This window comes from Mesorhizobium sp. WSM4813, from assembly GCF_055811555.1.
On the sequence record NZ_JBVVQU010000009.1, the window covers coordinates 134,789 to 145,365 of the forward strand.

At 63.1% G+C, this 10,577-nt stretch carries 9 protein-coding genes; 8 read left to right on the forward strand and 1 reads right to left on the reverse strand.

Annotated features, from left to right (window positions below):
* Positions 1–6: 6 nt before the first annotated feature.
* The 8 genes from ftsZ to AC0L25_RS07615 all read left to right on the forward strand — a co-directional run bounded on the left by ftsZ (position 7) and on the right by AC0L25_RS07615 (position 9,861).
* Positions 7–1,671, forward strand: a complete 1,665-nt coding sequence (gene ftsZ, locus AC0L25_RS07580; RefSeq protein WP_473594914.1) for a cell division protein FtsZ — start codon at positions 7–9, stop codon at positions 1,669–1,671.
* Between the two features lie 272 nt (positions 1,672–1,943).
* On the forward strand, positions 1,944–2,891 hold the full coding sequence (gene lpxC / locus AC0L25_RS07585) for a UDP-3-O-acyl-N-acetylglucosamine deacetylase (RefSeq protein WP_127316624.1): 948 nt from the start codon (positions 1,944–1,946) through the stop codon (positions 2,889–2,891).
* 215 nt (positions 2,892–3,106) lie between these two features.
* Positions 3,107–3,976, forward strand: a complete 870-nt coding sequence (locus AC0L25_RS07590; RefSeq protein ID WP_473594915.1) for an outer membrane protein assembly factor BamD — start codon at positions 3,107–3,109, stop codon at positions 3,974–3,976.
* Positions 3,977–3,989: 13 nt separating this feature from the next.
* Positions 3,990–5,663 carry a DNA repair protein RecN gene (gene recN / locus AC0L25_RS07595; protein WP_473594916.1) on the forward strand — a complete coding sequence of 558 codons (1,674 nt, stop codon included), beginning with the start codon at positions 3,990–3,992 and terminating at the stop codon, positions 5,661–5,663.
* Between the two features lie 211 nt (positions 5,664–5,874).
* The gene (ligA, locus tag AC0L25_RS07600) at positions 5,875–8,025 is read left to right on the forward strand and encodes an NAD-dependent DNA ligase LigA (protein WP_473594917.1); all 2,151 of its coding nucleotides are present in this window, start codon (positions 5,875–5,877) and stop codon (positions 8,023–8,025) included.
* The gene (locus AC0L25_RS07605; RefSeq protein ID WP_473594918.1) at positions 8,022–8,714 is read left to right on the forward strand and encodes a DUF2461 domain-containing protein; all 693 of its coding nucleotides are present in this window, start codon (positions 8,022–8,024) and stop codon (positions 8,712–8,714) included. The genes ligA and AC0L25_RS07605 overlap by 4 nt, the downstream gene beginning before the upstream one ends.
* 125 nt (positions 8,715–8,839) lie before the next feature.
* A complete protein-coding gene (locus AC0L25_RS07610; protein ID WP_473594919.1) occupies positions 8,840–9,568 on the forward strand; it encodes an AzlC family ABC transporter permease in 729 nt (242 codons plus the stop codon).
* A complete protein-coding gene (locus AC0L25_RS07615) occupies positions 9,565–9,861 on the forward strand; it encodes an AzlD family protein (protein ID WP_473594920.1) in 297 nt (98 codons plus the stop codon). Before AC0L25_RS07610 ends, AC0L25_RS07615 begins: the two co-directional genes overlap by 4 nt.
* 111 nt (positions 9,862–9,972) lie before the next feature.
* Here AC0L25_RS07615 and AC0L25_RS07620 read toward each other — a convergent pair whose 3' ends face one another.
* Positions 9,973–10,497 carry a DUF4411 family protein gene (locus AC0L25_RS07620; protein WP_473594921.1) on the reverse strand — a complete coding sequence of 175 codons (525 nt, stop codon included), beginning with the start codon at positions 10,495–10,497 and terminating at the stop codon, positions 9,973–9,975.
* Between the last annotated feature and the right edge of the window lie 80 nt (positions 10,498–10,577).

Here is a 10,577-nt window from a genome sequence, read left to right on the forward strand (position 1 = left end):
GAGACAATGACCATCAATCTGCAAAAGCCGGACATCACCGAGCTGAAGCCGCGCATCACCGTGTTCGGTGTTGGCGGTGGCGGCGGCAATGCCGTCAACAATATGATCACCGCTGGCTTGCGCGGCGTCGAGTTCGTGGTCGCCAATACCGACGCGCAGGCGCTGACCATGTCCAAGTCGGACCGCCTGATCCAGCTCGGCGCGCATGTCACCGAGGGCCTGGGTGCGGGATCGCAGCCGGAAGTCGGGCGCGCGGCGGCGGAGGAATGCATCGACGAGATCGTCGATCATCTCTCCAACACCCATATGTGCTTCGTCACTGCCGGCATGGGCGGCGGCACCGGCACGGGGGCGGCGCCGGTTGTTGCACGTGCTGCGCGTGAGAAGGGGATCCTCACCGTCGGCGTCGTCACCAAGCCGTTCCATTTCGAAGGCCAGCGCCGCATGAAGACGGCGGATCTGGGCATCGAGGAATTGCAGAAATGCGTCGATACCCTCATCGTCATCCCCAACCAGAACCTGTTCCGGCTGGCCAATGACAAGACGACCTTCGCCGACGCTTTCGCCATGGCCGACCAGGTGCTCTATTCCGGCGTCGCCTGCATCACCGACCTGATGGTCAAGGAAGGGTTGATCAACCTCGACTTCGCCGACGTCCGCTCGGTCATGCGCGAGATGGGCAAGGCGATGATGGGGACCGGCGAAGCTTCCGGCGAGGGCCGCGCCATGGCCGCCGCCGAAGCCGCGATCGCCAACCCGCTGCTCGACGAGACCTCGATGAAGGGTGCCAAGGGCCTGTTGATCTCGATCACCGGCGGCCGCGACCTGACCCTGTTCGAAGTCGACGAAGCCGCGACCCGCATTCGCGAGGAGGTCGACCAGGAAGCCAACATCATCCTGGGTGCGACGTTCGACGAGGATCTCGAAGGCGTTATCCGCGTCTCGGTGGTTGCTACCGGCATCGACAAATCGGCAGCAGAAATCGCCGCCGCGCCGATCGCCATCCGCACGGCTCCGCCAAAGCCGGTCAGCCGCCCGGCCGCTCCGGTCACGGAAAGCCGTCCGGCGCCTGTCCAGCAGGGAGGCTACGAGCCACGCGCCGCCGATCCTGTAGCCGAGGCAATCCAGCTCGCCGAGGCGAATGCCGCGGCGATGGCGCGTCCCGCGCCGGCTACCCATGCGGAAGATTTCCGCCCGCAGAGCAAGATCTTCCAGGCGCCGCCGGCCCAGCCGCAGCCGATGGTGCAGCCAATGGTTCAGCAAGCGATGCAGCCCGCGCCGCAGCGTGAAATGCTTCAGCCGTCAGCCGCAGCGCCACAGCGCATGCCGCGCGTCGAGGACTTTCCGCCCGTGGTGAAAGCCGAAGTGGAAGCCAAGGGCCGCCCGGCCGACCATGAGAACAGCGGCCCGATGGGACTGCTCAAGCGCCTGACGAACGGCCTTACCCGCCGCGAAGAAGAGCCCGCACGGCTGCAGCCGGCGCAGCCGCGCGAGCCGAAACTGCGCCAGGCGGCACCCGAAGTGCGCCGCCTTGCCAGCCAGGATCCGCAGCTTTACGCGCCACGCCGCGGCCAGTTGGACGACCAGGGCCGGCTGACGCCGCAGAGCAGGGCTGTCCAGGAAGACGATCAGCTGGAGATTCCGGCATTCCTGCGCCGCCAGGCCAACTGACCTGTTAACGGTCCGTAACAGTTGTTAACAGGCAGACAAGAAATTGTTTGCCTGTTGATGTTAAAAGCGCTTGTAAAACAGGGAGTTACGAGACCGTATCCGCTTCGGATTGCGGTTACAGAGAGTAAGAAACCGTGATTTGGAGACTTCCTGCTGGACCACTATCTTCGCCGCGATCAATTCGGTTTGCTGGGATTCGGGGAAGTGGCCCTGCCTGCCGATCAAAGAGCCGCGCCCTTGGGCTAATGAAGCGGACGTAGGCGGTTTGGGCTATGGGGTTTGTTTTGCACGACTATCAGACGACACTTAAATCGCGCGCGACGCTGACCGGCACCGGCGTTCACAGCGGCAATTCCGTTACCGTTCATTTCCTGCCGGCGGACGCTGATACGGGTGTCGTGTTCCAGCTTTCGAATGGAAGCGAGGACCGGGAGTTCCGTGCGCTCGTTTCCGAGGTCGGCGCCACCGATCTCTGCACCATGCTCGGCGATCCGGCAGGCGAGCATATCGCCACAGTCGAACACCTGATGGCCACGCTATTCGGGCTCGGCATCGATAATGTCGTCATCGAGATCGACGGCCATGAGGTTCCGATCCTTGACGGCAGCGCCATGGCGTTCGTGGAGGCCATCGACCAGGCGGGCATCGATACGCTGCCGGTCAAGCGCCGCTATATCCGGTTGGTCAAGCCGGTTCGCATCGAGAACGGTGCCTCCTGGGCGGAGTTTAGGCCCTATGACGGCACGCGCTTCGAAATCGAGATCGATTTCGAAAGCCCTGCGATAGGCCGTCAGCTTTTCGCATCCGACATGAACGCCGACATTTTCCGCCGCGATATCGCGCGGGCCCGTACCTTCGGTTTCATGAAGGACGTCGAGCGGCTGTGGGCAGCTGGCTATGCGCTCGGCTCTTCGCTGGAAAACTCCCTGGTGATCGGCGACGACAACCGCGTGATCAACATGGGAGGCTTGCGCTATCCCAACGAGTTCGTGCGCCACAAGACAATGGACGCCATGGGTGATCTGGCGTTGGCCGGCGCCCGGTTCATTGGTTGCTTTCGTTCCTATCGCGGCGGCCACAGGCTGAATGCGGCAGCGCTGCGCCGCCTTTTGTCGGACCGTTCGGCGTTCGAGATCGTCGAGACGACACGCCGCGAGCGCGGTCGTACCGCCGAGATGAGCGCCGTCTATGCGCCTGTTTACGCGCCCTGGATGATCTGATTCTTAAAGTTTTTCGGGTTTTATGGCCGCCGGCCTGTGTTGCATGAATGCACCATTGGCCGGCGAAATCTCGCAAGTGTGCGGGCTGCGCCAGGCTGCCACAAAAATGCGCGATTGGCCGGAGATAGCGTTGCCGGGCACGGCGATTATGGTTATGCCTGCTGCCCCAGGGCGAAATGTCGACTGAAATGACGCCGAAAGGGCGGAATCCAATCATGTTCTTCAAGCGAATTGGTCAATCGAAAGCGCCGCATCGGGCTGTTTTCCTGGCGCTTTCGGTGCTTGTTCCATCGCTGTTCCTGTCGGCCTGCATGTCGTCCGAGAAGGATGTCGACCTGTCGACCTATGTCGAACAGACTGAGCCGGCCGACGTTCTCTACAATCAGGGCCTCGCCAATCTGAATGCCGGGCGCCTGCAGGAGGCGAGCCGCAAATTCAGTGCGGTCGACCGCCAGCATCCCTATTCGGAATACGCCCGCAAATCGATGGTGATGGGCGCCTTTGCCGACTATCGCCAGGGCAACTATACCGAGGCGATCGGTTCGGCCAAGCGCTATCTCACGCTCTATCCGTCGACCGACGACGCTGCCTATGCCCAGTACATCATCGGGCTGAGCTACTACCGGCAAATCAGGGATGTCACCCAGGACCAGAAGGAAGCGCGCCAGACTGTGCAGACGATGCAGGATCTGGTGACGCGCTGGCCCGATTCCGAATATGTCGACGACGCCAAGGAAAAGATCCGCTTCGCCAATGACCAGCTCGCCGGCAAGGAGATGCAGATCGGCCGCTACTATCTCGAGCGCCGTGAATATATCGCCGCTGTCAAGCGGTTCCGCCTCGTGGTGGAGACCTATTCCAACACGCGTCATGTCGAGGAAGCGCTCGCGCGCCTTACCGAAACCTATTATGCGATGGGGCTGACATCGGAAGCGCAGACTGCCGCGGCTGTGCTCGGCACCAACTATCCCGACAGCGTGTGGTACAAGGATTCCTACAAGCTCCTGCAGACTGGTGGGCTCGAGCCGCGCGAGAATGCGGGCTCGTGGATCGCCAAGGCCGGGAAGCTGATCACCGGCGCCTGAGCGGCGCGCCACCATGCTTTCCAGACTGTCGATCCGTGATATCGTTCTGATCGAGAAGCTGGACATCGACTTCTCGTCCGGTCTTTCGGTTCTGACCGGCGAAACCGGGGCTGGAAAATCCATCCTGCTCGACGCGCTGTCGCTGGCCCTTGGCGCCCGCGGTGACGCCTCGCTGGTGCGGCATGGCGTGGCACAGGGCCAGGTCATCGCCGTGTTCGATGTGCCGCGCAACCATCCTGCCCGCATGCTGCTTGCCGACAACGCTATCGAGGACGATGGCGACATCATTCTGCGCCGCGTGCAGACGGCGGATGGCCGCACCCGCGTCTTCGTCAACGACCAGCCGTCCAGCGTGACACTGATGCGCGACGTCGGTCACGCGCTGGTTGAGATCCACGGCCAGCATGACGAGCGTGCCCTGGTCGATCCCGGCGCCCATCGCGAATTACTGGACAGCTTCGGCGGTCATCTTGGTGCTGTGCGGGCGACCGGCGAGGCATGGCGGCACTGGCGGGCCTGCGAACACGAACTTTCGCGACATCGCGCCAAGGTGGAGGCGGCGGCCCGCGAGGCCGACTATCTGCGCGCCGCGGTCGCCGAATTGGCGAAGCTCGATCCCCAGCCCGGCGAGGAAGCCGACCTTGCCGAATTGCGCGCCTCAATGATGAGGGCGGAGAAAATCGCCTCGGAAATCCACGATGCGCAGGATGTGCTCTCGGGCCCGTCCTCGCCCTTGCCGCAACTCGCCAGCCTGTTGCGGCGGCTGCAGCGCAAGGTGACCGAGGTGCCCGGCCTGCTCGACGATGTGGTCAAATCGCTCGATGAGGCGATGCTGTCGCTCGACGCGGCGCAATCGGGCGTGGAAGCGGCGCTTCGCGCCACCGAATACGATCCGCGGCGGCTGGAACAGGCCGAGGAGCGGCTGTTTTCGCTGCGCGCCGCCTCACGCAAGCACAGTGTGGCGGTCGACGATCTGGCGCAATTGCGCGACACGATGGCCGCCGACCTTGTCGATCTCGATGCCGGCGAGGAGCGCCTGCACGGGCTGGAGAAGCAAGCCGCCGCCGCGCGCGAGACCTACGACATTTCCGCGGCACAGCTTTCGTCGCTTCGCCATGCGGCGGCGGTCGGATTGACCAAGGCGGTGATGGCCGAACTGCCGGCCCTGAAGCTCGAACGGGCCGCGTTCATCGTCGAGATGGCAAGTGAGGCCGAGAGCCGCATGGAAGACGGCATCGACCAGGTTGAGTTCTGGGTGCGCACCAATCCCGGCACAAGACCGGGCCCGATGATGAAAGTCGCCTCCGGTGGCGAACTTTCGCGGTTCCTGCTGGCGCTGAAGGTGGCGCTGGCCGACCGCGGCTCGGCGCCGACCTTGGTCTTCGATGAAATCGACACCGGCGTTGGCGGTGCGGTGGCGGACGCCATTGGCCAAAGGTTGGCGCGGCTGTCGAAGCGTGTGCAGGTGCTTTCGGTTACGCACGCGCCGCAAGTGGCGGCACGCGCGGCGACGCATTTCCTGATCTCGAAATCCGGCAGCGCCGATCGCGTCGCCACCGGCATCGCTGAGATGGACCGGGCGGCGCGGCAGGAAGAGATCGCGCGGATGCTGGCCGGAGCGACCATCACCGACGAGGCACGCGCGGCGGCCGAGCGGCTGCTGCGAGAGAACACAACCGCGGCATAGCGGAGCTCATGCTCGGCGATGTGGGTCGAGTCAGGATGTGGCTCCATGCTGCTGCTCAGGAATGATTTTCTCAAAATCCTGATCTATTGTGACGCGCCACCGCTGCTGCGCCGCGCGTCCTTTCGAACGCGGGACGCTGAAGCAAGTTGATTTTTGCGCATGACCCCGAAAATCGTTCCGGTCTTCGGGGTCAAGCGTCGAGGAGCAGTGCATGTCCGATAAACCAGTCGATACGCTCAGCGAAAGTGAAGCAGCCAGCGAGCTGAAGCGGCTGGCCGAGGAAATCGCCGCTCACGACCAGCGTTACCACGCCGAGGACGCGCCGACGATTTCGGACGCGGCCTACGACGCGCTGCGGCGGCGCAACCTCGCCATCGAACAGCGGTTTCCCGCCCTCGTGCGCGAGGATTCGCCGTCCCGCAAAGTCGGTGCGGCGGTTTCGGAGAAATTCCGCAAGATCGTCCATGCCGTTCCGATGCTGTCGCTCGACAACGCTTTTGCCGACGCGGATGTGATCGATTTCGTCGGCCGCATTCGCCGCTTCCTCAGGCTCGGCGCCGACGCGCCGCTGGCGATGACGGCCGAGCCGAAGATCGATGGTCTGTCGCTGTCGCTGCGCTACGAGGCCGGACGGCTGGTGACGGCGGCAACGCGCGGCAACGGCCAGGTCGGCGAGGATGTGACGGCCAACGCCCGCACCATCGCCGAGATTCCCAATGTGCTTTCGGGGGACTTTCCCGAAGTATTGGAAGTGCGGGGCGAGGTCTATATGCGCCTCACCGATTTCGCCGAACTCAATCGCCGCAATGCCGAAGCCGGAAAGCAGGTTTTTGCCAATCCGCGCAACTCGGCGGCAGGCTCGTTGCGGCAGCTCGATACTTCTATCACAGCCAGCCGGCCGCTGCGGTTTTTTGCCTATACCTGGGGCGCGGTGAGCGCCATGCCCGCCGACACGCAGATGGGTATGGTGGCGGCGTTCGAGCGCTTTGGCTTCAGGGTCAATCCGCTGATGAAACTGCTCGACAGCGTCGAGGGGCTGCTCGAGCAATACCGGCTGATCGAATCCAGCCGGGCGACGCTCGGCTACGATATCGACGGTGTCGTCTACAAGGTGAACAGCCTAGAGTTGCAGCAGCGGCTGGGCTTCGTCTCACGCTCGCCGCGCTGGGCGATTGCGCACAAATTCCCGGCCGAGAAGGCGACGACGATCCTGACCGGCATCGACATCCAGGTCGGCCGCACCGGCGCGCTGACCCCGGTGGCGCGGCTGGTGCCGGTGACGGTCGGCGGCGTCGTGGTGACCAACGCAACGCTGCACAATGAGGACTATATCAAGGGCATCGGCAACAACGGCCAGCCGATCCGCGAAGGCCGCGACATTCGCATCGGCGACACGGTGAGCATCCAGCGTGCTGGCGATGTCATCCCGCAGGTCATCGACGTGGTCATGGAAAAGCGGCCGCCCGAAAGTGTGCCATATGCATTCCCAGAGCTTTGCCCGGCCTGCGGCAGCCACGCCGTGCGCGAGGAAGGTGAAGCAGTCAGGCGCTGCACCGGCGGATTGATCTGCCCGGCGCAAGCGGTCGAGCGTCTGCGCCATTTCGTGTCCCGAGGTGGTTTTGATATCGAGGGGCTCGGTGAGAAGCAGATTGAGTTCTTCTTCCATGCCGAGGATCCGTCACTACGCATCTATTCGCCGGCCGACATCTTCACGCTAAAGGCACGGCAGGCAGCATCGCTGACCAAGCTCGAGAATGTCGACGGTTTCGGCGCGACCTCGGTACGCAAGCTGTTCGCAGCAATCGACGATCGGCGGCAAGTCGAGTTCTCGCGCTTCCTCTATGCGCTCGGCATCCGCCACATCGGCGAGACCAACGCCAAGCGGCTGGCCCGCCATTTCCGTTCCTTTGCCGCTTTCCGCGAAGCCGGGCAAAACGCCGTCATGCCGGCCGGCAAGGGCGACCCTGGCAACGCTGCCTGGCAGGAGTTGAACGGCATCAACGGCATCGGCTCGATCGTTGCCGAGGCGGTGGTCGATTTCTTCGCCGAAGACCATAACCGGCAGGCGCTCGATGCATTGCTGTCGGAAGTAACAGTGCTCGACGAGGAGCCGGTCGGTGGCGTGTCGTCGCCGGTCTCCGGCAAGACAGTGGTCTTCACCGGCGCATTGGAAAAGATGTCGCGCGACGAGGCCAAGGCGATGGCCGAAAAGCTCGGCGCCAAGGTCGCCGGCTCGGTGTCGAAGAAGACCGATCTCGTCGTTGCCGGACCAGGTGCGGGCTCCAAGCTCAAGCTCGCCACCGAACTCGGCATCGAAGTGATCGACGAGGATGCGTGGTTGGCGCGGATCGGCAAGGCGTGACGGTGGCCTTTAACGGTTTCGGCCAAAAGGCCATTCCCTTCCTCAAGGCACTCGATTTTCATCAGAGCCGGGAGTGGTTTCTGGAAAACCGCGATCTCTTCGAAAGCGAGCTGCGCGACCCCTTCGGCGATCTGGTCGAAACGCTCTCCGAGCGGTTCGCGGCGATAGGGCTGGGTTTGCGCGGCGATCGCAAGAAGTCGCTGTTCCGGATCAATCGCGACGTACGTTTCGCCAGGGACAAACGACCCTACAACCGGCATCTGTCGGCAATCCTTTCGCCTGACGGCACCAAGATGGAACAGGGCGTATTTTTCATCCATATCGGACTTGAGCGCTGCTTTGCCGGCGTTGCTTGGTGGCAGCCCGGGCCGGCGCTGCTCTTGGCGATGCGCAACGCGATCAAGACGCGACCGGGTGAATTCCGGGCGCTGATCAATGCGCTGAAGCAAAACCGTCTCGAACTTGATGCGGAAGGTTGCATGAAGCGAGCGCCACGCGGCTTCGAGCATGTCACGGAGGCCGATCTCGCGGCGGCCATCCGCAACCGGCATTTCGCCGTCCGGCACGAAATCGACCCTGCGGGAATCCACGGGCCGGCATTGGTCGACGAGCTCGTCGATTTCACCTTGCGGGCCAAGCCGCTGCTCGACTGGGGCAGGGCGATCGAAGGCAAGGTCCCGGTGGACTAAGCTCCGGACCGATGAACGTGCAACATGGCTCGGTGATCATTTCCGCTGATCGTTTGGCTCAAGCGAATTGGTGTGACAAGGCAGGCAGTGCTCCCTACATACGACCATTCCCGAGGGAGTGGTCGATGTCGGCGGAAGCAATCTCCGAGAACGGCGCGAAAAGCGATTTTTGGCAAGGCGTGCGGCTCTCGATGCCCGTCGTAGTGGCGTCGGCGCCGTTTGCGCTGCTGTTCGGCGCTATCGCCGTCGACAACGGTTTCACGGTGCTCGAAGCCTTCCTGATGAGCGCCATGGTCTTCGGCGGCGCCAGCCAGATGGTCGGCATCGAATTGTTCGGGCAGCATGTCGCGCCATGGCTGATCGTGCTGTCGATCTTCGCCGTGAATTTCCGCCATGTGCTCTACTCAGCGGGTATCGGCCGGCGCATCGCGCACTGGCCGCTGGTGCAGCAGGCTGTCGGCTATTTCATCCTGACCGATCCGCAGTTCGCGGTGGCCGAGCGTAAGGCGGAGGCCGACGAGACGGTCGGCTTCGCCTGGTACATGGGGCTTGGTCTGCCGGTCTATGTGTTCTGGGTAACCGAAAGCGCGCTCGGCGCGATGTTCGGCACGCTCATTCCCGATACGCATGCGCTGGGCATCGATTTCCTGCTGCCGATCTATTTTCTCGGACTGGTCATGAGCTTTCGCAAACGGCCACTGTGGCTGCCGGTGGTCGTCGCAAGTGCCGCTGCCTCCCTCATCGCCTACAAGACAGTGGGCTCGCCCTGGCACGTCTCCATTGGCGCCGTGGCCGGCGTGCTGCTCGCGGTCATCCTGCCGCCGCATCACAGCGGTGTGGAGGCGCGGCCATGAGCACGACCTTGTGGATCATCATCGCCGGTGCGATCGCCACTTATCTGACCCGCATCGGGGGGCATCTGGTGATCTCGCGCTTCGAAAACATCCACCCGCGCGTCGAGGCCGGGTTGAACGCGGTCCCGGCGGCGGTGCTGACGACGCTGGTGGCGCCCGCGGCGCTTGGCGCCGGACCCGCCGAATGGGCGGCATTGATCGTCGCCGGACTGGTCTCGCTGCGCGGCGGGCTTATGGCGATGTTTTTGGCCGGCGCCGCCGTGCTGATCCTCGCCCGCCAGTTCGTCGGGTAGGGTTTGTCGAGATTCAGGTGACGCCCTGCTAACGGGGGCGCGCATGACATAACGAAACCGCCGGCTTCGGCAACTGGATTGGGCAGGGGTGCGTTGTCTCTCTCGGAGAGCTTAAGGCGTTTCCACGCCATACCAGCTAGCCAATGATCCAGTCTTCGGCATCAAACAGCTGCATAAGGTTGCACCAGGAAATCCCATGGCGTTGCAAACACCGGGGATCTTCCGCAGGCTGTCGGGGCCGGTTTCCTCTGTGATGAGAGTGTAGCCATGGACCTCGGCCGTAGCGATGACGAAACTGTCAGCCGCGAACTTCTCTTTGCCGGCGGCGACCAGGCCAGTGTAAGTGTTCAGCACATGTTGGACACGCCGCTGGATGGCTTGGTCGGGCACGATGAACATGTGCTCGCGCTCCTTCAGCCACTCGTGCAGCTCGGGCGAGCGTTTCGCACACTCAACCTGCACTAGCAATGATGACACAAGCCGACCTTCACCAATCAGTTTGTCGAACTGATCCCATAGTTTCGGGAAACGTTTTGGCTTGTAGCGTTCGTACCAGGCGCCAATCAGAGCCGATGTGTCGATGCAATAGATCGTGGCCAGAGCGCTACCCTGTCCTTCCAAAGACAGCGCGCTCAATATTAGAGCGTCGGACGCTCAGGTTGAATCGAGAGGGGATTCCAGTGAGGCGACGTTCGTGATTCACTTCCTGTAGGAGG

Coding starts and splice junctions, on each gene's coding strand:
- ligA (WP_473594917.1), top strand. CDS start 5,875: ATGTCCGATAAACCAGTCGATACGCTCAGCGAAAGTGAAGCAGCCAGC.
- AC0L25_RS07615 (WP_473594920.1), top strand. CDS start 9,565: ATGAGCACGACCTTGTGGATCATCATCGCCGGTGCGATCGCCACTTAT.
- recN (WP_473594916.1), top strand. CDS start 3,990: ATGCTTTCCAGACTGTCGATCCGTGATATCGTTCTGATCGAGAAGCTG.
- AC0L25_RS07610 (WP_473594919.1), top strand. CDS start 8,840: ATGTCGGCGGAAGCAATCTCCGAGAACGGCGCGAAAAGCGATTTTTGG.
- ftsZ (WP_473594914.1), top strand. CDS start 7: ATGACCATCAATCTGCAAAAGCCGGACATCACCGAGCTGAAGCCGCGC.
- lpxC (WP_127316624.1), top strand. CDS start 1,944: ATGGGGTTTGTTTTGCACGACTATCAGACGACACTTAAATCGCGCGCG.
- AC0L25_RS07590 (WP_473594915.1), top strand. CDS start 3,107: ATGTTCTTCAAGCGAATTGGTCAATCGAAAGCGCCGCATCGGGCTGTT.